Origin of the sequence: Erysipelatoclostridium sp. AM42-17, from assembly GCF_003480255.1 — a bacterium.
Taxonomy (GTDB): Bacteria; Bacillota_I; Bacilli_A; order Erysipelotrichales; family Coprobacillaceae; genus Faecalibacillus.
Genome location: NZ_QUIN01000005.1, coordinates 60329 through 86839, shown reverse-complemented (window position 1 = coordinate 86839; position 26511 = coordinate 60329). Strand labels below are relative to the sequence as shown.

Here is a 26511-nt window from a genome sequence, read left to right as displayed (position 1 = left end):
TTTATTATAAACAGTTCTCTTTAGAATTGTCCAATAAAGTGTAACCTATCCAAATTTGAATACATACATTCATTGTAATATCCTGCCCATTAAAATAATAAATATCTTGCATGATAACTAAGCCTCCTTACATATTGTAAACATTTTAATGGCTTTTACTTTAATTCTTTAGATACCATTTCTTTTGTTTGTAAATATTGTCTTACTTGACTAATAAAATAAAGTGAACCCGTAATAAAAACTGTTCCTTGATGACAAAACGCTTCATCTACAGCTTTTTTAAAATCTGTTTCAATCTTGACTGGATAATCTTTAGCTAAATCCTTAGCTGTTGTACCACGAGGATGAGGAAACTGAGTAATAGTTAAATCATCTGTTAAAGTTAACAATTGTTCAATCATATGATTTGTATCTTTATCTTTTAAAGCACTAAAAACAATTTTAATATCTTGGTATTTTTTAGCTCCCTCTACAAAACGGGCAATTCCTTCTTTATTATGTGCACCATCTAAAATAACTAAAGGGTGTTCATGAATCTTTTCAAAACGTCCTGGCCAAGAAGCTTCATATAATCCCTTAAGTAATGTTTCTTTACTAAACTGATAATCATTATGTTCTTTTAAATATTCAAGTACACTTATCGCAAGCATACTATTATCAACTTGATAAAGAGCTGGCGTATTTAAAACAATATGTAAATCATGATAATCATAACTTACTTGATAACCATCTTGAATATTTTGTACTTGAGGAACTTGAATAAGCTTACTATGATGCTTTTTACATACTTCTTTAAAAACATCTAAACATTCTGCTTTTCTTTCCCCTGTAATATAATCAATTCCATCTTTAACGATTCCTGCTTTATTATAGGCAATACTTTGATAAGTATGTCCTAAATAATCGACATGATCCATACCAATGTTGGTATTAACAGCTACAAGTGGTCTAATAATATTCGTAGCATCTAAACTACCACCTAAACCTACTTCAAAAATAGCCAAATCGACACCTTTTTCAATAAAATACATCAAAGCAATAAAGACTTCAATTTCAAACATACTAATTTCATATTTTAGCCATAAATCAACATAACGATTAGCAAATCTTACCATCGTTGCATCATCAATAAATTGATTTTGTACTCTAATAATATCTAATCTTGAATACATTGCTGGCGAAGTAAATGTTCCTACTTTATAACCACTATCTTGTAATACTTCTCTTATATAGTTTGTAGTAGAACCTTTACCATTTGTCCCACCAATATGAACACAATTTAAAGCTAATTGTGGATTATGTAAAGCTTGCATATAATGTTTAAAGTTATCTAAACTATAAACCCGATCTTTTTGACTCGCTATAAAGTGACAGACTTGTTCATAGCTATCAAAACGTTTTTTAGTTTCTCTTGTATAATGAACTTGGTTTTGTTCTTGAACAAAACCAAATTGTTTATATAATGATATATCTGATGTTTGATATATTGCATATAAATCAATTGTTGTCAAATCAAGCGCTACTTGTAATAATTCTTTTTTTGACAGTTTGTTACCTAGTAAAAAATGAATAAAACCTGTTTTCATATTTAAAGAGATCATTCCCCCTTGATCATCTAAATATGTAAGTACAGTAGGATGTATGTAGTATTCTTTGTTGTTGTATTTCATCCATTGTTTTTTTACTGTTTCATCATTTGTACTATCAAGTTGTTTATTGACTAATACTATGGCTTGTTGCCAATTTTTTTTATTTAATAATTTTATCCCCATTTTTATCACCTTTTCTATTATATATGAAAAAAAGTAGCTAACGCTACTTTTTATTAGAATTTTTCAAAACGATCAACATCAACAACAAATACTGTTGCTCCACCTACTAAAACATCTACCATAATTGGAGTAAAGAATTCTCCCATTTCTGTTGGTGGTACTGTTGGTTCTTTTTCCACTCTTTTTTTAGAATGTTCTTTTATAATATTAATGACTTCATCTACCTTTTCATGATTTGTTCCAATGAAGAAAGTTGTATTTCCTTTCTTTAAAAATCCCCCTGTTGTTGATAGTTTTGTAACAAAATATCCAGCTTCAGTTAAAGCACCTTGTACTGAAGAACTATCATCTGAATTAACAATCGCAATAATGAGTTTCATAAAAGTAACCTCCTATCTTTACTTTATTGTAACACGAATTGCTGTCCTTGAATACAAACTTATTAAAGTTTTTCATCATGATGGATTGGTAAAAACAATCTTTGATATTCACTTAAAACATAACTATCCGTCATTCCCGAAATACAATCACTCACAATTAAAGCAGGATCATTTTTTTGATATGTTGGTAACATTTTATGAACATAACGACAAATGGGTGAGTCTTCACCGGATACAAGTTGGTCATAATAAACATGATATAGTTCTTTAATCATTCGTTCAAGTTTAATATTTTCTTGTAATAAAATAGGATGATGATGAACATGCGTTGTTAAAAAATCTAACAATGCACTTAAAGCATCGAAAACTTCACTAGAAAATCTAAGATAAGGCTTTTGATAACTGTGAATCACCAAATCCCCTATAAGTTTATTAATAATACTTTTATTATCATTACCAATAACTTGTGTTATTGATTCAGGCAGATCACTTCTTTCAATGATACCTACCGTAATTGCATCTTCAATATCTTTACCAATATAAGAAATCACATCAGAAATTCTTACTACACAACCCTCTAAAGTCATGGGTCTAATCTTCAAGCTGGTTCCTTCTTGATGCCAACAGTCTTCATATTCTTGCCAAAACTGAGCTACATTTTTATCTAAATCAGGCACATATTTTTTAGAGAGCATTTCACCATTATGACATAAAATACCATCTAATACTTGTAAGGAAACATTATAACCGATACCTTCTCGTTCTAAAAACAAAATATTTCTTACACTATTTGCATTATGACAAAAATAACCAAACCCTTTTTCTTGTAATAATTCATTAAGTACTTTTTCACCAATATGTCCATAAGGAGCATGACCTAAATCATGACCTAAAGCAATGGCTTCTAATAAATCTAAATTAAGATTTAAACCTCTACCTATTTGTCTAGCAATACGACTTACCCATTGAACATGAATGGATCTTTTAGAAATATGAGCATTCCTAAAAAAAGATAAAGCTTGAGTTTTATCAACATATCTTTGATATGATTTACAATATAAAATACGATCAATATCTTCTTCATATGGCCAACGAATATCAAATTCATCATGAGGTTTGATTGTATTTTTTACTTTAATACATTGACTATTCTTGGTTGCATACTTAGATAAACCATCATCATATTTTTTCGTCAATCTTAAAGTATTTTTAATAATATATTCTTCATTTTTCATGATTTCACCTACTTCATCATATGCTTATTTTAACCCATTTATCATTATCTATACTATTTACGCCATGTACTTGGGGCAAACAATAAAAGCATTGGGAAAATTTCAAGTCTTCCTGCTAACATATCAAAAGAAAGAACAAGTTTAGAAATATCTGATAATGATGAGAAATTTCCTACTGGTCCAACAACATTCATTCCTGGACCCACATTATTTAAACATGTCGCAACTGCAGAAAAAGCACTTGTAAAATCAATTTTAAAACAAGATAAAATAAGTAAAGAAATAACAAAGATAATCAAATAAATAACTAAATAACCATGAATAGAACGAATAACACCTTGATCTATGGGCTGATTTTCAAATTTTATAGTTTGAACACTGTGAGGATGTAAAGATTGTTTTAACTCTCTTTTAGCATTTTTAAAATACATCACAATTCTTGATATTTTGATTCCTCCACCAGTAGAACTAGAACACGCTCCTACAAAAATTAATATTAAAATAACCATTTGTGATAAAAGTGGCCATTTATCATAATCACATACAACAAAACCAGTTGTTGTAATGGTTGAACCAACTGTAAAACTTGAATAGCGAATAGCATCTAATATATTATTATACATTGGTAAAATATTGATGGTAATAATAATGATAGCAATTAAAATAACACCTAAATAATAATGCAATTCTTCACTTCTTAAAGCATCTTTAATCTTACCAATTAAAACAAAGTAAAATAAATTAAAGTTAATACCAAATAAGATCATAAAGATGGTAATAACCCAATCAAAATAAGCACTATGATAAGCAGCAATGCTGGCATTCTTAATAGCAAAACCACCTGTACCTGCCGTACCAAAGGCATTAAGTAAACTATCAAATAAAGACATTCCTCCAGCCAATAGTAAAATTACTTCAATAAAAGTCATGGCTGCATAAATAACATATAAAATACGTGCTGTCGCGCGAACTTTAGAAACCAGTTTACCTACAACCGGTCCAGGAACTTCAGCTTTTAAAATATGCATTGATCTTCCCGAAGCAATCGGTACAAAAGCAATGACAAAAACCAAAATTCCCATACCACCTATCCAGTGTGAAAAACTACGCCAAAACAAACTTGTATGACTCAAGGCTTCAACGTTAGTTAAAATAGAGGACCCCGTCGTAGTAAAACCAGAAACCATCTCAAAGAAAGCATCAATATAATGAGGAATTTCATGTGTTAAGACTAAAGGCACAGCACCAAGGGCAGAAATTAAAATCCAGCTTAACGCTACAATAACAAATCCTTCACGAGCATAAATATTTTTTTTCTTAGGGGGCTTTCTTGAAATCATAACTCCTAAAATGGAATCATCATTAATAATCCCGTTAAAGATAATAATTTACCTATTACAAAAACAATCATTCTTCTATTCATAGCTTAACCTCTTAAAATATCGCTCAGTGTTTTCATTGTTTCACCACGTGAAACTACAATCACACTGTCATCTAATTCAATTGTGGTGTCCCCTTTAGGAACAATAACATCTCTACCCCTACATATTGCAGCAATTAATACATGTTCTTTCACTTTCATTTTATTAATTGGTTTATGTAAATATTTAAATTTATTTGTTACTTTAAATTCTATCGCTTCTACTTCACCATCAACAATCTTATAAAGTGTTTTGACACACGAATCATCATCTTTATTCACTTTTGCACGGACATAACGAATAATTTGACTCGCTACAATCTTTTTAGGAGCGACAATACTATCAACTGTCAAGATATCAGATAAACTTGTATAGTTCATTCTTGTTACTTTCGCAATGGTCTTTTTATTAAATAACTTTTTAGCTTGTAAAGATAAAACAATATTTTCTTCATCTAATCCTGTTAACGCTAAAATAGCATCACAGCGTTCAATACCTTCTTCCTGTAATAATTCTTCATCACTTCCATCACCATGAATAATAGTTGCATAGGGTAATTTCTGTGCTAATTGTAAACATCTGTTTGCATCTTTTCAATAATTTTAACTTTAATTCCTTGAACACTGAGTAATCTCGTTAAATAAAAAGCAATTTTTCCCCCACCAATAATCATCACATTTTTAATTCGGCTTGTCGTCACACCAATATCTAAGCATAAATGTGATAAATCTTGATGCGTTCCCGTAATAAATAAATGGTCACCTTCTTTGACTACATAATTACCATCAGGAATAATCACATTTTCATTATGGCTAACTGCACAAACTAAAATATTCGTTTTCGTAATAAAATGTAAATTATTCAAAGCAAGACCAACTAACTGACTATCAGATTCAACAATAAACTCTACTAATTCCACTTTACCTTGAGAAAATGTATCTACTTTCGTTACTGAAGGAAATGATAAAGCACGTCTTATTTCATGTGCTGCTTCTAATTCTGGATTGATAATCATTGAAAATCCTAATTCATTACGCATAAATTCACGTTGTGAAGAATAATCTGGATTTCTTACACGAGCAATCGTATGTCTTGTTCCCATTCTTTTTGCCATTAAACCAGCTAAAATATTGAGTTCATCTGAAGCCGTAACACATATAATTAAATTGGCATCTTGAGCTCCTGCTTCTTGTAAAATATCATAAGAACCACCATTACCAACTACCCCTATTACATCATATAAATTAACAACTTCTTCTACTTTTTTAGCATTTTGATCAACAACAATAATATCATGATCCTCGTTTGCCATATGACCAATTAAAGTCTTACCGACTTTACCAGCCCCTAGAACAATGATTTTCATAAAAATACAGCCTTCCTTACTCTATTTGTATTTTACTTTCATTGTATATATATTTCAACATTGTTAACCATATCTTAACGTTATATGACTGCCAATGAAAAAATAAATTTTATTCATTATAACAAAAAAAATTACTTACAAAAAAAGATAGCTTTTGCTATCTTAATCTGTCATATAGTCAAATCTTTCTAGTTCATGTGTTATACCAAGTACTAAAAAATGATCTCCCTTTTGAATAATATATTCAGGATCAATATTAAGTACTAAATGATCATCACCGGCGTGTTTAATACCAATAACATTCATGTTATAAACACGACGAATATTTAAATCAATGAATTTTTTATCAAGCCATTGATGTGGTGCATTAATTTCAATAATCGAATGATCATCATCTAACTCAACTAAATCAACAATATTCTTTCTCAGTAATGACTTAGCAATACGGGTACCCATTTCTTTTTCAACACGTACCACACGATCAGCACCAATCTTTTGTAGAATTTGCATATTAGGTTTATTTTTAGCCTTTGCTACGATATAGGATGCTCCTAAATCTTTTACATTCATTGTCGCTAAAACAGCTGCTTCAAAATGATTTCCAACGCCAATAATAACAGCATCAAAATCACCTATACCTAATTCTTCTAATTCTTCACGATCAGTAATATCACCAACAACCGCTTTAGTTACACGATCAGCTACCCTTTCAACACAACGTACATCTTTATCTACTGCTAATACTTCACAACCTAAATCCGTTAAAGTTGTGGCTACCGTAGAACCAAATACTCCAAGTCCTAATACAGCAAATTGTTTTCCCTTCATTATGCTCTCTCCTATCCTAATAATATATGTCCATCTGAATACATAATTTCTTTTTTACCATCATGCATATTTGACTTACGGGCAAAAGAAATCACCATTGTAATTGGTCCAATACGACCAATAAACATTAAAATCATAATAACAATTTTACCCACTATTGTAAGTTGTGGAGTAAGTGAAGCACTTAATCCCACTGTTGCAAAAGCCGATACACATTCAAAAACAATATCAATAAATGGAGCTTGCTCACTTATTGATAAAATAAATATTCCCACAAAAGTGATCATTAAAGAAATAAACATAATAGTAAATGCTCTTAATATCACATGTTTGGGTATTCTTCTAGAAAAGACCGTTATTTCTTTTCGACCACAATAAACATGATAAACTAACAAAATGGCTATCGCAAAAACCACTGTTTTAATTCCTCCTGCTGTTCCAGCTGGAGAACCACCTATAAACATCACAATGGACATCATGAGTTTTGTTGCATCATTTAAACAATCCATTGGTACACTTGCAAACCCTGCTGTTCTTAAAGTGATAGATTGGAATAATGAGGCAAGGAATTGATCAAATGGTGATAGATTCCCTATCGTTTTTGGATTATTCATTTCACATAGAAAAAAGACAACAGCAGCAAATACAATCAAAAATGAAGTCATCGTCAATACAATTTTACTATGTACTGTCAGTGTCTTAAACAGCGGACGACGATTTTGATGACGACATTTAAAATACTTCTTTATTTTATCAGCTAAGTCAAACCAGACAATAAAACCTAATCCTCCTGCAACAATTAAAAAATCTATCGTTAAATTGACTATCATATTATTTTGATAAGGCATCATTGACTGACTTCCTAACACGTCAAATCCCGCATTACAAAAAGCTGAAACAGAATGAAAAATACCAAAATAAATACCTTTGATCCAACCATAACGACTAATAAACTGACTTGATAATAAAATAGCACCGATAGCTTCCACCCCAAAAGTAAAACATAATACTTTTTTGATAAAGTGAGGTAATTTATTCATGGAACTTTGATTTAAAGCTTCTTGTAATACGATTTTACTATTTAAAGTGAGCTTACGCTTAATTTTAATTAATAAAATATATAGAAAAGTTAAAAAACCTAATCCTCCTATTTGAATCATAATCATAATGACAATTTGACCAAACAAGGTATACTGCTGAGCTGGTACAACCGTGACAAGTCCGGTTACACATGTTGCTGAAACCGCAATAAACAAATGATTGATATAACTTGTTGATGTTTTTGCATTAGCAATAGGTAAAGATAAAAGCAATGATCCTACAAAGATGACACCTAAAAAGCTTAATGCAATCTGTCTTGTTGGTAACATATGATTTTGTTTTTTAACTTTTGAAATAACAGATTCAGCTATCATTTTCCTTCCTCCAATGACTATATCATATACCAATCACACAAATTAAACAAATACAATTTATTTTTAAGAAAAGAAATGATCAATTAAGACTTTAAAAGACAAAATAATCAAAATAATACCGCCTAAAAAAACAGCATGATTTTGAAATCTTTTTCCAATAAATGTACCTACATAACTTCCCATCATACAAACCAGAAAGGTTGTTAAACCAATTAAAATCACAGATAAATAAAGATGAACTTCTAAAAAAGCAAAAGTAACACCAATTGCTAAAGCATCTATACTTGTAGCAAGAGCAAGTAAAGTCAAAGACTTCCATTCAATAATAAATTGATTTTGACTTTCTTGTTCAAAAGATTCTTTAATCATATTTAAACCTAAAATAAATAATAGAATAAAAGCAACATAATGATCTATTTTAGCAATTTTATCAGCAAATAAACATCCTAAATGATAACCAATAAAAGTCATCATAGCTTGAAAAAAGCCAAAATAACTCGTAATAAATAATCTTTGATAAAGAAAAAGCGATGGCATCATGCCATAAATCATAGATACAGCACAGGCGTCCATCGCTAATGATAAACCAATAAAAATCAGTTCAATTATTGACACTTATCATTTCCCCTCATTAACATTTCACTACATTTTAAACCATCAATTGCACTTGACATAATTCCTCCAGCATATCCAGCACCTTCACCGATTGGATAAATTCCTTCAATATTACTTTGATAATCTTGATGACGTTCAAAGCGTACTGGAGCAGAACTTCTAGATTCTACACCTAATAATAAAGCATTGGATGTAAAACCAGAAAACTTTTGATTCATTAAGGCTAAGCCTTCTTTTAAATTCTTATTCAAGAAGCTTGGAAATAATTCGTTTAATGGGGCATATTTAATTCTTTTTACACTGCATTCAACATCTTCTTCATTAAAAGTATCATTTAAATAGTCCTCTACTTTTTGTACTGGTACCGAATAATCTTTACCACCTAAAATAAAAGCCTGATGTTCTAATTGACGTTGAAAAGCAATTCCAGCTAAAGGATGATCATCTTTAAAATCACTAGGATTGACTGTCACTAAAATAGCACTATTAGCAAACTTTCCATCACGTTTATAATTAGACATACCATTAACAACAACACTTTCTATTTCACTTGATGCGTTCATCACTTCACCACCTGGACACATACAAAAACTATAAACACCTCTACCTTCACTCGTTTTAACAGCTAACTTATAATCAGCAGCTTTTAAAGCAGGATGATTAGCAAAACGACCATATTGATGTTCATTAATAAATTGTTGTAAATGTTCAATTCGTAAACCAACCGCAAAAGCTTTCGCATCCATATTGATACCTTTTTGATAAAGCATTTGATATGTATCACGAGCACTATGCCCTATTGCTAAAACAAGTTGGTCAACCGGCATGACTTTCATTTCATTATTTTGTTTCATAACAATACTTTCGATTTTATTATTTTCAATATTGATATCAGTTAAAGTTGTTTCAAATAAAACTTCTCCTTGATGATTAATAATATATTCACGCATATTTTTAACAACTTCAATTAAAACATCTGTTCCAATATGTGGTTTATTTAGATACAAAATATCATCATGAGCACCATGTTTAACAAAAGTTTCTAAAATAAAACGGGCACGATGATCTTTAACTCCCGTTGTCAATTTACCATCAGAAAAAGTACCAGCGCCTCCTTCCCCAAATTGAACATTACTTTGTATATTAAGTTTTCCGGTATTTAAATAAGTATCAATATCTTTTTTTCTTTGATCAACCGGTTTTCCTCTTTCAATCAAGGTTACTTTTTGACCACTTCTCGCTAGATTATAGGCACAAAACAACCCAGCCGGACCACTTCCAACAACAACTACTTTTTGATGATTTGGTTTTAAAAGTGGATAATGATAATCTTTAACCACAGTTAATTTCTTTTTAGGATTATTTTTGATAACTTGCGCTTCATTTTCAGTTTCAAATGTAAAAGCACAATTAAAATGAACATGATTTTTTCTTCTAGCATCAACGCCTTGTTTAACTAATTTGACATGATGAATCTTTGATTTTCTAAGATTCAACATAGATGCAATCTTTCCTTTATAATCATGTTGATCTAAATCTATACTTACATCACTTATTTTTAACATATTTCCTCCTTGATTGCCCTTGCCACATATTCGCCACTAGCAAAAGCAAAATGTAAATTATATCCACCACAATCACCATCAACATCTAAAGCCTCACCAATAACATAAATACCGGGATACTTTTTTAATTGTAGATGATGGTCTATTTCATCTAAAGAAACTCCCCCATGACATACTTGGGCATGTTTCATACCGTGACTCTTTTCTACTTTAAAAGATAAATCTTTAATATTAAGTTGCTTTTCAATGATTACTTTAGCCACTTTTTCATGATAAAGTCCTTCAATTTGATAATCTTTCAACAAAGATAAATCATATTCAGGTAATAAATCCAAATGAATAACTGGCTGTTTCAAACGATAAATATGTCTAGATAATTGCATAATACAAATTCCTGATAAGCCATAATCAGTAAATAAAACTTCACCAGATACTTCATCTATTTTTTTATTATGATCATATAAAGAAGCTTTGCATTTGACCCGTTGTCCTTTTAATGATTTATAAACTGGCTTCGTTTCTAATTGCACTAAACTTTCTTTAAAAGGAATAATTTTAATTGAAAAATCTTTTAACATATCTAAATTATGGACACCTGATAGTTCACTGGCTGGTGAACCACTAGCAATAATAACTTTATCACCGTAATATGTTCCTTGATTGGTTTTAACTTCATACTGATTATTTTTGATAATTTGATAAACTGTACAGTCAGTAATAATAGAAACATCCTTTAAAGCACTTAACAATGTATTTTTAACAGTTAAACTAGATAAAGAATAAGGATAAATGAGCTCATGGTCATATCTAACCATCATTTTATTCTTTTTAAAAAATTCAACAACATCAAATTCTTTAACAATCTTTGTAATTAAAGGATGGTTTGTATTATAGTGATCCATTGTAATGGGAGTATGTGAGAGATTACAACGCCCATTTCCACTGGCTAAAACCTTTCTTGCGAGTTTACTTGCCTGATCTAAAATAATCACATCATAATTATCACTTTGTGATAATATTCCAGCAGCGACTAAACCACTAGCACCTCCGCCAACAACAATAATTGTTTCCATGATTTCACCCTTTCATTTTTTATCTTGCCTTATTATACTATATTTATATCATTTATAAAATGTCAAACCTTGAAAAAGCATGATGTTAAGAGTATAATTACAAAGTATTTAAGACAATAAGGAGGAATTATATATGGGAAGAGCGCATGAAGTGCGTAAAGTAGCCATGGCTAAAACAGCTGCTGCAAAAGCAAAATTATATTCTCGTTATGGAAAAGAAATCTTTTTAGCAGCAAAAGCAGGAGGAACAGATCCTGATGGTAACTTAGCTTTAAGAAGATTAATCGCTAAAGCAAAAAAAGAACAAGTCCCTGCAGATGTTATTAAACGTGCAGTTGATAAAGTAAAAAGTGGTGCCACTGAAGACTATCAAGAAAAAACTTTTGAAGGATATGGTCCAAATGGTTCAACAGTTATTGTTAAATGTTTAACTGATAATATTAATCGTACTATTTCACAAGTACGTCCTGCTTTTACTAAATCAAAAGCAAAATTAGGAAATGAAGGTTCTGTATCTTATTTATATGATACTTTCTCTATTTTAACTTTTAAAGGATTAGATGAAGAACAAACTTTAGAAGCTTTAATGGAAGGTGATGCAGATTGTCAAGAAATCGAAGCTCATGAAGATGGAACAATCGAATTAACAGGTGCACCTACTGATTTATATAAAATGAAAGATGCTATTGAAGCTGCATGTCCTGATGCTGAATTCGATGTTGAAGAAATTACAACAGCACCTCAAGATTATGTTGAGCTTGAAGGTGAAGATATGGCTCTATTTGAACGTTTAATGAATTTATTAAATGAATGTGATGATGTAGATAAAATCTATCATAACGTTTCAAACTATGAGGGAGAATAATTCTCTCTCTTTTTTTATGAAAGTTACTTATTTATTTAATAGTGGTTTTGTTGTTGAATTAGAAAAACATATTCTCATCTTTGATTATTTTAAAGGAGCCATTGATCATTTAGATCCTCATAAAAAAGTTTATGTCTTTTCTAGCCATCGTCATGAAGACCACTATAATCCTGATATTTTTAACTTCAAGCATCCTTCTATTACCTATATCCTATCCGATGATATTGATCACGATGGTTTTAAAGTTAAGCCTCATCAAACATATCATATAGATGATCTTTCAATTAAAACACTTTTATCTACTGATGAAGGCGTCGCTTTTGTTGTTAATGTAGAAAATAAAACGATTTATCATGCCGGTGATTTAAACTGGTGGAACTGGGAAGGAGAACCTCAAGACTTTCTAGATGATCAAGAAAGAATCTTTAAACAGGAAATCAATTCCATTAAAGATATTCATTTTGATATCATGATGATTCCTTTAGACATTCGTTTAGAAAATCACGCTAGTGATGGTATGAATTATATTTTAAGTCATATGAAGCCTCAATATGTTTTTCCAATGCATTGTTTTTCTCATCATAAAGAAATGTCTCAACTTCTTGATTTACCACCTCTTAATCAATATTCCATTTTTAAAATAGGAAAGCGTCATCAAATTTGGACATTAAATTAAAACACTTTACCTATTACAGATAAAGTGTTTTTTCATTATTTTTTACTAGGAATGATTTCTAACCAGTAATCATCCGGATCATGAATGAAATACAATCCCATAGCAGTATTTTCAAAACAAATGCATCCCATATCTTGATGTAATTGATGAGCTTGGTCAAAGTCTTCTACTTCAAAACAAATATGACTTTCATTTTCCCCTAATTCGTATGCTTGAGGATGATCTTTTAACCATGTTAATTCTATTTCAAAATCACTTTGTCCATCATTTAAATAAACAAGTTTAAAACTACCATCACTGGCTTCTTTTTCTCTTACAACTTGCATATTTAATGCTTTTTTATAAAACTCAATACTTTCATTTAAATTAGTAACATTAATATTACAGTGAATACATCTAAATTTCATATATTTCTCCTAATAAACAGTATGATAGTTTTGATCATCAATATCTAAGTCACCAAAATATTTTTCAAAATCAACACCTACATATTTTGATAAATCTTTCATTTCTAGTACAGTTTTTACATCAACATCAATACCATTAATTTGACGATCTTTTACAGCTTCAATTTCTTTTTCACCATGAGTGTAAATACGTGGTTGTCCTTTGGCTTTAGGAGCATCCCTTAATTCTTGTAAGAATGTTGATAAATGATTTTCTATATCTTCTGGATTACCAAATACTTTTGGATCAATAGCGATAAAACCATGACATGTTCCACCAACACCACCGATATGTGTATGATTAGAAGTTAACCCTTGAGATAAAATCGAACAGAAGATTTCACAAAGCATACCATAACCATATCCTTTATGACTTCCTAATTGTTCAGTAGAACCACCTAAAGGCATAATCCCCCCACCGACTTTATTGACAATATTATCTAAAACATCTGGGGCATCAGTTGAAGGATTTCCATCTTTATCTAAAGCCCAACCTTCTGGTAATTCTTTTTCAGCTTTTCGATACATTTCTAATTTTCCACGAGTAACAACAGTTGTCGAAGCATCAAAGAAAAATGGATAAGGTTTTGCTGGCATAGCAATAGCAATAGGATTAGATCCAAGCATCGCTTTTCTAGCAAATGTAGGAACCATGATGGCTTCCGAATTAGTAAAAGACATCCCCATTAATCCTTGATCACAAGCCATCTTTGCATAATATCCTGCAATTCCATAATGGTTAGAATTACGTACTGTTACAACTGCCATTCCTGTTTGTTTTGCTTTTTCAATACATTTTTCCATTGCAAAACGACCAATTAATTGTCCCATTCCGGCATGACCATCAATAACTGCTGAAACCGGTGTTTCAAATACAACTTCAGGTTTGGCATCAACATGAATTAAACCTTTTTCAATTCCTTTATGATATCTTGATAATCGTTGCATTCCATGCGATTCAATTCCATAAATATCCGATAATAATAATACATCCGTAATAATTTGACTTTCTTCTTTAGTAAAACCAAATTTTTCAAACGCTTCATTACAAAAAGCATTTAAAGTTTCATACTTAAATTTTAAATGTGCCATTTATTTTCCCCCAATATAATTTATAAAAATAAACTATCATATAATTGTAAATTCGTCAATTTGTATCAAAATTAAAAAAAGAAGAAATAATTATTTTATTTCTTCCAAGTTATACTGATTTTTATAAATAAGTATGATATTCATAATAATATCAATAGGCCAATAAAATAGAATAAAGACACTCAAGCCAACTAAAATTGAAAACTTTAATCCTAATACCATATATAATGCTGGAACTACTGAAATAATAGCAGGAATAAAGCCAACCCCTGAAGGGAAATGAATTTGATAAATTGTTCCACACTTAGGACAACGTTGTCTTGATTTATAAGCATATGATGAATCTTTAAATTCATAACTACAATGTCTACATTTCATTATAATGTACAAATCATCACTGTCATATCACCATCATAAACAACTTCTGTTTGATCTGAACATACAACAAAGTGATCTCCTAAACGAACTTCTTTTCCATCCACTGTTCCTTGACCTTTAATAATACTTACTAATTGGAATGGTTTATCATTTTTAATTGTATTTTTACCAGTTAAATCATATTTATTTAATGTTAAAAATTCTGATGAAACCATTAAAGTACGTGTTCCATTTTCAATATTTTCCACTACTTGATTAGCTAAATCATAGGGTTGGTAAGGTACAGTTGTTACATCTATAGATTGTTTAACATGTAAATCTCTTTCATTACCATCTTTATCTTTACGATGATAATCATAAACACGATAAGTAATGTCTGATGATTGTTGTGCTTCATAAATTAATGATCCACTACAAATAGCATGAATTGTACCACTAGGAATATAGAAAAAATCTCCTTCTTTGATTTTAAAAGAATTTAATAAATGATCATAATCATCATTTTCAATTGCTTTAACTAATTCTTCTTTTGTTTTAGCATGATGTCCCATGACCATTTTAGTATTTTCTTCAGTACCTAATACATACCAGCATTCAGTTTTACCTAACGAATTTTCATGGATACCAGCATATTCATCATTAGGATGAACTTGAACTGATAAATCATCACAGGCATCAATAATTTTAACTAATAAAGGAAATTCTTTATCTTTGATATTTCCAAACAATTCACGATGTTCATCAAATACTTGAGATAATGTTTTTCCAGCAAATTCACCTTCAATAATCGTATTATCCCCATTTTTATGTGCGGATGGTGCCCAACATTCTCCAGTTTGATCACTAGGAATATCATAACCATAAACATCTCTTAAACGATGTCCACCCCAGATTTTTTCATGAAATACAGGTTTTACCCATAAAATATGTCCCATAGTTTACCTCTTTTCTCTTTCTTTTAAAAAAGTATCAATATCATTTTCATTATAAACCATTATTCCCTTTTCTTGAAGTAATTTTACAAATATTCCTTGTCCATTTACTAACTTATGACAAAATGTTCCATCATAAATTTGATCTTTACCACAACTAGGACTTTTACTTTTTAAAATAACAGTAGTAACGTGATGTTTCAAACAAATATCTAACGCCTTTTTAGCACCTAATTGATATTCATATGTTCGATCAATGCCATTTTGATCAATAACTTGATTACCAATGATTTCACAAGGAGTACGTGGTATCGGTAAACCACCTAATACTTCTGGACAAACGACAATCGCTTCACCTTGATCAACTAACTCTTTTATTTTTTCTTGAAGGTTATTCTTTCCGGCATATGTACAATTAATACCAGCAAGACAACTACTTACGGCGATCATCAATAATCTCCTTAATTTCATGAGGATGATCAACAACAAAGTTAGCACCTGCTTTTAATAACTCTGCTTTACCTCTAAATCCCCAACTACAACCAATTGATTTGACTTTAGCGTTGATTGCTGTTTGAATATCGACATCACTATCACCGACATAAAAAACATCATGCTTGCTTACATCCATTAGGTTCATCGCTAAAACAACCAATGTAGGATCTGGTTTTTTAGGTTGATAAGGAGTATTTCCAAAAACATATTCAAAAGTATCTGGGAATAAATGTTTAACAATTTTAACAGCATGAGCTTTTGGCTTATTAGTTACCACCGCTAAATGATAACCGGCTTCTTTTAAATCATCAATGACTTTTTTCATTCCAGGATAAGGCACTGTGTGATCTAAGCAATGAAGTGCATAAAGCTTATCAAAACGAGCTCTGGCTTCATTAACTAAATCTTTATGATCATCTGGTAAGGCTCTTTCTATTAATTTGGTCGCACCATTACCAACAAAATGACGATATTTTTCTAATTCATGTGTTTTAAATCCATATTCTTCTAATACAAGATTTGTTGTATGAGCTAAATCTTCTAAGGAATCTACAAGAGTTCCATCTAAATCAAATATAAGGGTATTCATCATTCTCACTCCTTTATTTATTATTCTTTTCATATTCTATCACAACGAATTGATTATACAATAAAATATCACTTCATAAGAAGTGATAGAGATTATTTTTTTGGTTTAATTTTAAATATGATAATATAAACAATAATTAAGACAACAGCTAAACCATAAGGCATCAAAATAGAAGAAACATGTGCTTGAGGTTTTGGTTTTACTTTTTTAATTGTTTGTTGACTAGTCAAATTAATTGTCGATAATTGTTCATTTTGATAAGTGATTGTCATTGTTCCAATGACATCACCTTTTTTAAGAGGGGCTTTTAATGTTTTGATACTCACTTTTTCTTTTATATCTTTTTCATTATATCCTGTAGGAACAATAGCACCAATGCTTTCAGGAGCAACAACTTTTAAAGTCTTTTGTTTACCTTGAGTGACTTTTTTATTAGCTAAATGATCACCTTGTTTATGAAGTTCAACATATTGATAATGACTTCCTACATAGTTAGCTAAAGTAAGGGTATCATTAACAGCACAGTTACCATAAGTTGGGCTATTTTGACAATGAGCCACTACACAAATATAATGATGATCATTGATATTTAATAAACTAGATAAAGTATGTTGGGCTTCATCAGTAAAACCACTTTTACATCCTTCAATCATCGTTGTATCAACACCACGAATTTTAGCATTTCTAATATTCTTTTTAACCCATGAATGTTGTGAATTTGAACTTGTATACTGATAACGATTAAATGCTTCTTTAAAATCTTCATTTTTTAAAGCATATTGAGTCAATAAAGCCATATCAGCAACAGTCGTATAATGATTATCATCATGAATACCTGTTGTATTGACAAAATGAGTATCTTTACATCCTAACTTAGAAGCTAATTGATTCATTTTTTCAACGAATTTTTCTTGATTACCACAAGTATTATTAGCTAAAGCACGTGTTGCATCAGCACCAGAAGGAAGCATTGCTCCCATAATTAAATCACGATAAGTAACTACTTCACCTGGCATAAAGTTAGCGGCACTGGCACCAGTTTCCCATACTGTTGCGATATCATCATCAGTAATAGTTGTTGTCGCATTAAAATCTTTAATCATTTCAATTGCTGTAATACAAGTTACAATTTTAGTAATACTTGCTGGATAAATACGATTATTTGCATTTTTATCATAAATGACTTGACCACTATCTTGATCAATCATAATAGCACTTTGTCCACTGATTCCTAAATCAGGACTTTCAAAACCATATACGGGTACTAACCCCGAAATCATCATTGTAAAAAACAACATGACAGAAAATATTTTCTTTTTCATCTATCCTTTCCCCCTTAAAAACGATAACTTTGTTTCCGATATAATAATCGCAAAAAAGATAATAATAAATCCAAAAACTATTTGTCCATTTAAATATTCTTGACCACATAGTACTGAAAAAAATACACCAAAAACAGATTCTAAACTAAGTAATATCGAAGCCTGACATTCACTTACTAAATTTTGTCCCATATTTTGAAACAATAAAGCCAAAGTAGTTGCAAAAAAAGCAAGATAAAATAACTGTAAAATCATATCCCTGTGAATTAATTTTAAGCTATATAAATCACCAACAAAAACGGCTTGAACAAAAGAAAGTAAAGCAACCATAAAAAACTGCATTGTTGTAAGTTTAACTGGTGATGTTTCTTTCATAAAACGCTTAACAACAATCATATGTAAAGCATAAAAGAAGCCTCCTACTAAAGTAAGAAAATCTCCTTTATTCATCGTTAGAGAACTATCTAAAGATACCATCCCAACACCAACAAAACACATCAAAGCAGCCATCATTTGAAAACGATCAGGTTTTTTTCTTTCTAAAAGCCATACTAAAAAAGGCACAATGGCACAATACACAGCTGTTAAAAAAGCATTTTTCCCTGGTGTAGTCATAGTAAGCCCTATTGTTTGTACTGTATAAGCCAAATATAAAGCGATTCCTGCTAAAAGACCACCTTTTAGATCCTTTAAACAAATTGTCTTGATTTGTTTAAAAAATAATAAAATCATAAATAATGTTCCTAATGTAAAACGAATACAAAGCAACATAGGTGTAGGTAAATTGCTGACAGCATCTTTCATTACAACAAAAGAACTACCCCATATCAAAGCGGCCATGATGAGCATGAATTGTCCTATACCTTTTCGTTTCATTCTTTTCTCCTTACATAATCCAACAAATCATACCACATCTTTACTCATTTTTCATTAAAATCTTTTTTTAAATTATATAATAATTACATCTTTGCTTAATTGATAATAGGATAGCTTGTGATATAATATTTTATATAGTATCAAAGGAGTATGTGATTATGAGGGTATTCGATTATTCTGATTTAACATTTCAAATTTTAGATCATATTTATCATCTACAAGATGAATCTTTTTTATATTCATGCTTTGATGAATCTACATCTGGTTTTTCACCATATCTTGATCATGTTTGTTATAAAAATGATATTCTTTTGCAAATCAATAAACTTAAAAAAACACACATTTCTTATCAGCTTGATCAATATCATTGTCATATTATTGAAAAAAATGAATCTATGTGTCTTGTTGAAGGAGAATATCTTTTACATTTAGAACAATTTAAACAAGAAACGAAACATTTTTATACTATTTTATATAAGATTCATGATGATCAAATTAAAATTAAACATATTCACACTTCATTTTCTATGCGTCATCAAAGTATTCAAGATACCAATACTAATGAATATTTAAATATTGTTTCATCATGTAAATTCAATTATGATGAAAACTTGACAATTAAAGAGATGAACTCGTGTTTTGTTGATATGCTAGGATATCATGACCATGATGAATTATTAACGACTTGTCAGCATCATTTTATCGAATTAATTCATCCTGATGATGTTAAATCTTTTAAAGAAGTATTACAACAAGCAACAATGTCTCATCATCGCTTACAAAATGAATATCGTCTAAGAAAGAAGAATGGTGATTATATTTGGGTTATTGAACAAGGACAGATTATACTTGATTCTTCACTTCAAATTATTTTTGATATGTTGATTAGTGATGTTAATTCTATCAAGCAAAATGAATTAGATTTATTGGTACAAAAAGAGAAATATCAAATGATATTAAAAGATAATTCTATTGCGATTCTAGAATATCGTATTGATGATGATCAAATGATTATTGATATTCAAGAAGAGGATAAAAAGAAAATCTATAATCATTATCTAGATTACATTCAATCAAGTCGCTCTACAGTCTTTGACGAAGATAAACCTGCTTTAATTAGTTTGTTTACTCGTAAAATACCTGGTCCTATCATTATTCGAGAGCATATGCGAGGAAATAAACATTATTTTATTAAAAGAATTGATTCTCATATTATTTATGATAATTTAAATCGACCAATTATTGTTTTAGCAACAGCAAAAAATATTACTGAAGAATGGCAACAAAATAATGTATTAAAACAAAAAGCAGAACGTGATCCCCTTACTCATCTTTATAATTTAGAAACAGGTTCAATGAAAATTGAAGATTATCTTTCTATTAAAGATCCAGATGAAACTTATGCCTTTATTGTTTTTGATGTTGATCATTTTAAAGGTGTCAACGATACATATGGTCATCTTTTCGGTAATCAGGTACTTATTTCTATTTCACAATACTTTATTGATTTAAAAAAGAAAGATGACATTATCATTAGAATGGGTGGTGATGAATTCGTAGTCTTCTTTAGCCATGTTAATCCATCTAAAGTCAATGAATTATGTCAACACATTAATGAGGGTATTAAAAATATTTCTTATCCTCAAACAGATTATCACGCTACGATTTCAATGGGATGCTTCTACAGTCAAGAAAAATATTCCTACACTCAAATCTTTAAAGCAGCTGATAATGTTTTATATAAAGCTAAGAAAAAAGGACGTGATTGTTACACTGTAACCAATCACATCCTCTAAATCTCTCATAAGAGAGATTTTTTTAATCTAGTTGTTTTAATGCTTGAATAACTTTTTCATAATCATTTGTTATCTTTTTAAAGTACTCTTCAACATGTTCAGTTTGACGATTTCTTAATTCTTCTGTTAGTAAACAACTTGATTCATATAAATCATTAAAACCAAAGTTAGAACAAATACCTTTTAAAGTATGAACAAAACGAAAAGCTTCATCTATATTATTCTTCTCTAAATTTTCTTTTAAACTTTGATAAGACTCATCATCAATAAACTTTTTCGCAAGTCTGGTTATCATTTCTTCATTTTGTAAACGTGTCATGACTCCTTGATAGTCTCCACCAAATTGTTGATATGCTTCTTTTAAATTCATTATCGTTCCTCCTTATTACTCGTAGCAATTATATGAGTTAATCGATTACGATCATGACGATCAAATACCCCACGAATAACTAAATCTAAAGTATCCTGTTTATCATTTGTATTTAAGCATAGATGATGTTTACATATTGGATGATAAAAGCTTAAATGTTTCACTTTTTCTTTTAATTCATCTAATTGTTTGTCATCTAAAATATGATGATCTTTTATATAAATAAGTGGATTAGATATTTTTTCTGGTAATTGTAATTGTTGACTACCCCATTTTGATAAATGGAGCACCGGTGGCATAATTGAATATTCAAAACGGATTTCTTTAGAATATTGATAAAAGAAATCTGTTTTTTCGTGATCATAATCTATCATTTGTAATGTACCATCATCATAAAATACTTGACCATCATTCAATAAATCCCTAATTTCATTTTCTATATCTTGTTTGTTATTTTCTGACAGTATATGTGCAATTTCATCTTTTTTAATCGCAGGTTCAATGCTCATTAAACATTCTAATAATAATGGATTAAATTGACCACATTGCCCTTCTTTAATCATTTGTAAAGCCACTTGATGATCAAATGCTTTTTTATAAACTCTAATACTAGTAAGGGCATCATAAGCATCTGCAAGAGATACCACTTGTGCAGCAATGGGAATATCATCACCCTTTAAACCATCGGGATAACCACGACCATCAAACCTTTCATGATGCCAACGACATATTTGATAAGCATATTCTACAAAGTGATCATTTTGATAGAATGGTAAATCTTTAATCATTTTAGCCCCTTCGATAGCATGAGACTGCATAATTTTCATCTCTTGATCAGTTAATCTAGATGGTTTATTTAAAATAGATTCTGGTATAACCATTTTACCGATATCATGTAAAGTAGATGCTGTCGCAATTTCATTAATATCTTTATGACTCAAATGATAACGATCCGTTTTTTCCATTAAAACTTTCAATAATTGTTGTGTTAACATTCTTACGTTAAGAACATGTAAACCACTTTCACCATTTCTTGATTCAACAATATGACTTAATATTAAAGACATGATATTATTAGATCTTTGTCTTTCTGTTACTTGTTTACTTACCAAAGAAATAAGCATCTTTTGCTTAGCATAAATCATGAGTGTATTCTTTACTCGATTTAATATAATTTTTGAAGAAAAAGGGCGAGTAATATAATCTACGACCCCTTTACTAAAGGCTTCTTCAATCGTTTCTGGGTCATTATCAACAGAAATAATCATGACCGGTATTTTTTCAATTAATTGATTTTTATTTAAATAATCTAAAACATCAAAGCCATCCATTTTAGGCATTGATACATCTAACAAGATAAGTGAAATTTGATCTTGATATGAATGAATTATATCAATAGCTTCCTTACCATCATCAGCTTCATAAATAGCATACTGATATAAAATGTCTGACAGTAATTCTCGATTCAACAAAGAATCATCAACAATGAGTATTGTCTGCTTACTTTTCAAGCTGTTTACCTCCCTTATTATTCATATTATCAATTTGTTTAAAGAGTTTCTTACTTACCAAAACAAAATGTAATTTACATTTTTGATATAAAGAAACATTTTTTTTGTGCTGATACAATGTTTCTACAAATCTAGAAATAATATTAAACTCATAAACTTCTAAAGACTTCTCACCATAGAAAAACTTTTTTAACAAATGAATAACTCTTAAATATTCCCCTTCATGTATCATCTGTTTATGTAAAAGTAATTGGTCATTTTCTTGATCTTTCCAGCCAACATAACATTCAACTCCATAAATTGCGAGTATCTGTTTGATAATTAAGTAGAGTATCCGTGTTTGTTGATCTTGAGATGATTGTCTATATAAGCGATAAAGTTTCATTTGATATAGTGTTCTTCTCATTTCTAATATTATAACAAAAATAATAAGAATAATGCCTAAAAAGAAAGCAAAACCAATAAAAATATTTTCTAATTTTTGTATAACCTTTTTTGCTTGTTTAATCACAGATGAACTGCCTTGGTTATCAACTGCCTTAGCCTTTTTAGAATCATCTTTTTTAGCTGATGCTTCTTTAACTCCCTGTGATTGATCTAACATACTCATTAAGGCATAAGTATCATAATAATAGCCAGGTGTAACATCAATTGGCATCCAGCCAATTCCATCAAAATAGACTTCTACCCAAGCATGAGCATTCTTAGAAGTTAAAGTGACTTTCCCTTGTTTATTAAAACTACTACTTTTAGCTAAATATCCTTCTACATAACGTGCTGGAATTCCATAATAACGAAAAGCTTCAACTCCCACACTTGCAAATAAAACATCATTTCCTTGTCTTGTTTCATTCAAAAACGCAAGCAATTCATTTTTATTTTTATGATGGATACTCTTTTCACTGTAAGTCATATTTTGACTTAAGATAGAACGAATATGTTGACTTACAGAATAAATCCCTGTGTTTTTAAATTGTTGTTGATCAAATAAAGATTGAATAGAAGAAAGTAATGAATGATCAACATCTAAATATTTATCATAAACAAATTGACGATAAATATTTTCACTTTTATTATATTTCACTAACTTTTTGCTTGGATGCGCTTGTTTTGTCAGATCCGTTGTATTTAATAATTCACAAGGAAGGTTTTGTGAATATTCTTGATAATCATAATTATCACTACCAAATAAAGTAGTCGATACAAGATTTTGATCTTTAACTTGAGTAACATTTTTTCGTGATAAATAATCTATAGAATAAGGAGCATAGTAGTATTTTCTATTAGCGGCAACATTCTCTATTGTAAGTTCATTGCTTTTTATATCTTGACTATGATCATATGATAAATATTGATTGAACTGTTGTGTTGTATAAAAGCCTTTACTTTCTAACCAATTTAACATACCTTGGTGATTACCATTGTAATCAGCCCTCTTTAAATCAGTCCATTTATTATCAACTAAACGACTTCCTACATATCCTTTTAAATAGAAATCCTTAATCTGTAAAGTCGATACTTTTAAACGAATTTCATCATCTAGATGAATATTGGTAGCCTGAGTTAAATCTCCTTTAGGCAGGGTATCTTCACCATAACGCAAAGTATCTATCTTTGATGCTGTCATATTTTTTATAATCCCTATTGTTTGTTCATCACGATATGAAAAAATAGACGTTAAAGCTATAAATACTGCCATAAAACTCATAAGCCATATTCTAATACGCCAACTAATAAAATCATTATAATTCATGATCCATAAGCCAACTTGACTCAATGTCATCAATCCCATGACAATATAGGAGAATACACCTAACCACATTGAAGCAAAAATAACAATAAAAAATAAAATATGAATAAAAATAAGAGATCTATTTTTAATACATCGATATACATAATAACAAATCAGCAATAAGAAAAATAAAGTAAAAATCATCATATCTAAGTTACTTGTTTGAATTGTCATTGTAAGATTAAAAGCATCTTCATACTTGATATTATATAAATGAATAATACATTGTACTAAACCTAACAATCCTCGATAAATAAACGGTATAAATAAAATGATCACTATAAGTGCTATGACAGAAATCATGATTTTACTTTTTTTACTATGCATCATATAGTCTATTAAAGTATAAAGACTCAAAATAGCTAAAGAAATTATTCCTAAATAACTTATGTTTAAACCTGTTATTGACTGATAGAAAAAGAGAAAACCTGCAATCCATATGAGATTTAATATAAAATGATAAATATTAACTTTTTGATTTACAGTCTTCTTTGCATTTTTTGTGAGTAACTGCATGGTTTCCTCCTTTCTTAAATATCAAAATGATATATATTTTGTGTTAAATGAGAACTTGGTAACTCAATAAATTGAACTGTTCCTTTCTTTAATGATTTGACATCATCAATAGAATCTTTAACAGTGATTGCTGTTAAATCCATATCTTGAGATACTACATTTATATCTGAGATAAAATCACCTACAGTAAAATAAAGCATTTTTGAAAAAGGTAATTCATATTGTTCACTTAAAAATAATGGTAGCGTTGTCCCATTATTCTTTTGTAAAGGTGAACATAGCCATAATGTTCTAGCATAATTTAAATCATCTATCCCTAATACCGGTATCCAACTCATTTTTTCACTATGAGATACCACAATATAATGAGGAAGTCCTTGTTGAATCAAGGTCTCACTTAAAGACATTGCATAAGATAGAGCATGAGATAATTTAACAGGATCTAGTTTTTTTTGATGCTGATATAAACCAATATCAACTAACATAACCGTATTAATACTACTATTATGACTTCCTTCTTTTAAAAGCATTTGTTGCATTTTAGCTGATAACTTCCAATGAATATGACGTATATCATCACCATCATGATAATTTCTTAAATCATAAATATCACTCATGTCAAATCCTTTTTGTAGTAAATAATCATGATTCCCCTCTTTAAAATAAGATAAATCTTTTTTTCTTGTCATATCTATTTTTAATTTTTCAGGAATAATCGTCATATTTTGCCTTTGGCTAAAAGGAAAACGAATACGGCATAGACCAAATAAATCATAAAAATAGACTTCTTTACATGTCATGGTTACATCGCCACAAAGTTTTGCTTTAAATGAACAAGGAATTTGAGTTGAATGACGGTTTAAGTTTTGATGATAATGGAATGTACGACAATCATCAAAAACAATATTATGATAAGCAATATTAAACTCAACACTTCCTATAGCAAAAAGAGTTGTACTTATCACTTCTAAATATAAATGAATATCTTCATCAACCCAGCCATTAGAATCACCTAAATAATGAATTGAAATATGATTTAAATCATATTTCAATAACATATATAATAAAATTGGAAATATGGCTTCTATGATAAGCAAAGCTATAAAATATCGATATTGGCTATAAATCATAGCACTGAGAGTAAAAAGAACAATCATTCCATATAAAATTCTTGCTTTTTTCATC

At 29.7% G+C, this 26511-nt stretch carries 26 protein-coding genes and 1 pseudogene; 3 read left to right on the top strand and 24 right to left on the bottom strand.

Annotated features, from left to right (window positions below; genetic code table 11):
- Positions 1 to 155 precede the first annotated feature (155 nt).
- The 12 genes and pseudogenes from DW911_RS03600 to DW911_RS03555 form a co-directional block, all read right to left on the bottom strand.
- Positions 156 to 1772, bottom strand: coding sequence for a bifunctional folylpolyglutamate synthase/dihydrofolate synthase (locus tag DW911_RS03600; protein ID WP_118607476.1), 1617 nt, complete (start codon positions 1770 to 1772; stop codon positions 156 to 158).
- A 53-nt stretch (positions 1773 to 1825) separates the two neighbouring features.
- Positions 1826 to 2152: a cyclic-di-AMP receptor gene (locus tag DW911_RS03595; RefSeq protein ID WP_118431537.1), complete on the bottom strand. Its 327-nt coding sequence runs from the start codon at positions 2150 to 2152 to the stop codon at positions 1826 to 1828.
- Positions 2153 to 2214: 62 nt separating this feature from the next.
- Complete coding sequence (locus tag DW911_RS03590) at positions 2215 to 3387, bottom strand: deoxyguanosinetriphosphate triphosphohydrolase family protein (RefSeq protein WP_118607475.1); 1173 nt, start codon at positions 3385 to 3387, stop codon at positions 2215 to 2217.
- Positions 3388 to 3440: 53 nt separating this feature from the next.
- Entirely contained in the window at positions 3441 to 4727 is a 1287-nt protein-coding gene (locus DW911_RS03585) for a TrkH family potassium uptake protein (protein ID WP_233542998.1), read from the bottom strand.
- 86 nt (positions 4728 to 4813) lie between these two features.
- The gene (locus DW911_RS11085; RefSeq protein ID WP_233542996.1) at positions 4814 to 5188 is read right to left on the bottom strand and encodes a TrkA C-terminal domain-containing protein; all 375 of its coding nucleotides are present in this window, start codon (positions 5186 to 5188) and stop codon (positions 4814 to 4816) included.
- 6 nt (positions 5189 to 5194) lie between these two features.
- Positions 5195 to 5347 (bottom strand): annotated as a pseudogene (locus DW911_RS11080) (NAD-binding protein); the annotation flags it as partial.
- 26 nt (positions 5348 to 5373) lie between these two features.
- Entirely contained in the window at positions 5374 to 6174 is an 801-nt protein-coding gene (locus DW911_RS11075) for an NAD-binding protein (protein WP_233542994.1), read from the bottom strand.
- A 162-nt stretch (positions 6175 to 6336) separates the two neighbouring features.
- Positions 6337 to 7002 (bottom strand): potassium channel family protein, encoded by a 666-nt coding sequence (locus tag DW911_RS03575; protein WP_118431543.1) that lies wholly within the window; start codon positions 7000 to 7002, stop codon positions 6337 to 6339.
- A gap of 11 nt (positions 7003 to 7013) precedes the next feature.
- Complete coding sequence (locus DW911_RS03570) at positions 7014 to 8417, bottom strand: TrkH family potassium uptake protein (protein ID WP_118431545.1); 1404 nt, start codon at positions 8415 to 8417, stop codon at positions 7014 to 7016.
- 63 nt (positions 8418 to 8480) lie between these two features.
- Positions 8481 to 9032, bottom strand: a complete 552-nt coding sequence (locus DW911_RS03565; protein ID WP_199589035.1) for a manganese efflux pump MntP — start codon at positions 9030 to 9032, stop codon at positions 8481 to 8483.
- Positions 9023 to 10597 carry an NAD(P)/FAD-dependent oxidoreductase gene (locus tag DW911_RS03560; RefSeq protein WP_118431547.1) on the bottom strand — a complete coding sequence of 525 codons (1575 nt, stop codon included), beginning with the start codon at positions 10595 to 10597 and terminating at the stop codon, positions 9023 to 9025. The genes DW911_RS03565 and DW911_RS03560 overlap by 10 nt, the downstream gene beginning before the upstream one ends.
- The gene (locus DW911_RS03555) at positions 10591 to 11670 is read right to left on the bottom strand and encodes an NAD(P)/FAD-dependent oxidoreductase (protein WP_118431549.1); all 1080 of its coding nucleotides are present in this window, start codon (positions 11668 to 11670) and stop codon (positions 10591 to 10593) included. The genes DW911_RS03560 and DW911_RS03555 overlap by 7 nt, the downstream gene beginning before the upstream one ends.
- A 133-nt stretch (positions 11671 to 11803) precedes the next feature.
- On the opposite strand from DW911_RS03555, the gene DW911_RS03550 reads away from it, so the two are divergent.
- Both DW911_RS03550 and DW911_RS03545 read left to right on the top strand, forming a co-directional pair.
- A complete protein-coding gene (locus DW911_RS03550) occupies positions 11804 to 12535 on the top strand; it encodes a YebC/PmpR family DNA-binding transcriptional regulator (protein WP_118431551.1) in 732 nt (243 codons plus the stop codon).
- Positions 12522 to 13211, top strand: a complete 690-nt coding sequence (locus DW911_RS03545; RefSeq protein WP_233542992.1) for an MBL fold metallo-hydrolase — start codon at positions 12522 to 12524, stop codon at positions 13209 to 13211. The genes DW911_RS03550 and DW911_RS03545 overlap by 14 nt, the downstream gene beginning before the upstream one ends.
- A gap of 35 nt (positions 13212 to 13246) precedes the next feature.
- Here DW911_RS03545 and DW911_RS03540 read toward each other — a convergent pair whose 3' ends face one another.
- The 8 genes from DW911_RS03540 to DW911_RS03505 all read right to left on the bottom strand — a co-directional run bounded on the left by DW911_RS03540 (position 13247) and on the right by DW911_RS03505 (position 19341).
- Complete coding sequence (locus DW911_RS03540) at positions 13247 to 13618, bottom strand: VOC family protein (RefSeq protein WP_118431555.1); 372 nt, start codon at positions 13616 to 13618, stop codon at positions 13247 to 13249.
- Between the two features lie 9 nt (positions 13619 to 13627).
- Positions 13628 to 14749, bottom strand: a complete 1122-nt coding sequence (locus DW911_RS03535) for an Ldh family oxidoreductase (RefSeq protein WP_118431557.1) — start codon at positions 14747 to 14749, stop codon at positions 13628 to 13630.
- A gap of 90 nt (positions 14750 to 14839) precedes the next feature.
- Positions 14840 to 15127 (bottom strand): hypothetical protein, encoded by a 288-nt coding sequence (locus DW911_RS03530; RefSeq protein ID WP_118431558.1) that lies wholly within the window; start codon positions 15125 to 15127, stop codon positions 14840 to 14842.
- On the bottom strand, positions 15127 to 16062 hold the full coding sequence (locus tag DW911_RS03525) for a type I phosphomannose isomerase catalytic subunit (RefSeq protein WP_118607473.1): 936 nt from the start codon (positions 16060 to 16062) through the stop codon (positions 15127 to 15129). Before DW911_RS03525 ends, DW911_RS03530 begins: the two co-directional genes overlap by 1 nt.
- Before the next feature lie 3 nt (positions 16063 to 16065).
- Positions 16066 to 16509, bottom strand: coding sequence for a DUF523 domain-containing protein (locus tag DW911_RS03520; protein ID WP_118607472.1), 444 nt, complete (start codon positions 16507 to 16509; stop codon positions 16066 to 16068).
- On the bottom strand, positions 16493 to 17146 hold the full coding sequence (locus tag DW911_RS03515) for an HAD family hydrolase (RefSeq protein ID WP_118431560.1): 654 nt from the start codon (positions 17144 to 17146) through the stop codon (positions 16493 to 16495). Before DW911_RS03515 ends, DW911_RS03520 begins: the two co-directional genes overlap by 17 nt.
- A gap of 89 nt (positions 17147 to 17235) precedes the next feature.
- A complete protein-coding gene (locus DW911_RS03510) occupies positions 17236 to 18465 on the bottom strand; it encodes a D-alanyl-D-alanine carboxypeptidase family protein (RefSeq protein WP_118607471.1) in 1230 nt (409 codons plus the stop codon).
- Positions 18466 to 19341: a DMT family transporter gene (locus tag DW911_RS03505; protein WP_118431564.1), complete on the bottom strand. Its 876-nt coding sequence runs from the start codon at positions 19339 to 19341 to the stop codon at positions 18466 to 18468.
- Positions 19342 to 19499: 158 nt separating this feature from the next.
- On the opposite strand from DW911_RS03505, the gene DW911_RS03500 reads away from it, so the two are divergent.
- Positions 19500 to 21137, top strand: coding sequence for a sensor domain-containing diguanylate cyclase (locus DW911_RS03500; RefSeq protein ID WP_118431566.1), 1638 nt, complete (start codon positions 19500 to 19502; stop codon positions 21135 to 21137).
- A gap of 22 nt (positions 21138 to 21159) precedes the next feature.
- On the opposite strand, the gene DW911_RS03495 is transcribed toward DW911_RS03500, so the two are convergent.
- The 4 genes from DW911_RS03495 to DW911_RS03480 are packed head-to-tail and all read right to left on the bottom strand — an operon-like array spanning position 21160 to position 26510.
- On the bottom strand, positions 21160 to 21507 hold the full coding sequence (locus DW911_RS03495) for an Hpt domain-containing protein (protein ID WP_118431568.1): 348 nt from the start codon (positions 21505 to 21507) through the stop codon (positions 21160 to 21162).
- Positions 21507 to 23018 carry an HD domain-containing phosphohydrolase gene (locus DW911_RS03490; RefSeq protein WP_118431570.1) on the bottom strand — a complete coding sequence of 504 codons (1512 nt, stop codon included), beginning with the start codon at positions 23016 to 23018 and terminating at the stop codon, positions 21507 to 21509. Before DW911_RS03490 ends, DW911_RS03495 begins: the two co-directional genes overlap by 1 nt.
- Positions 23008 to 25326, bottom strand: a complete 2319-nt coding sequence (locus DW911_RS03485; RefSeq protein ID WP_118607470.1) for a transglutaminase domain-containing protein — start codon at positions 25324 to 25326, stop codon at positions 23008 to 23010. The genes DW911_RS03490 and DW911_RS03485 overlap by 11 nt, the downstream gene beginning before the upstream one ends.
- 14 nt (positions 25327 to 25340) lie before the next feature.
- Positions 25341 to 26510 carry a DUF58 domain-containing protein gene (locus DW911_RS03480; protein WP_118431574.1) on the bottom strand — a complete coding sequence of 390 codons (1170 nt, stop codon included), beginning with the start codon at positions 26508 to 26510 and terminating at the stop codon, positions 25341 to 25343.
- Position 26511: the final 1 nt, after the last annotated feature.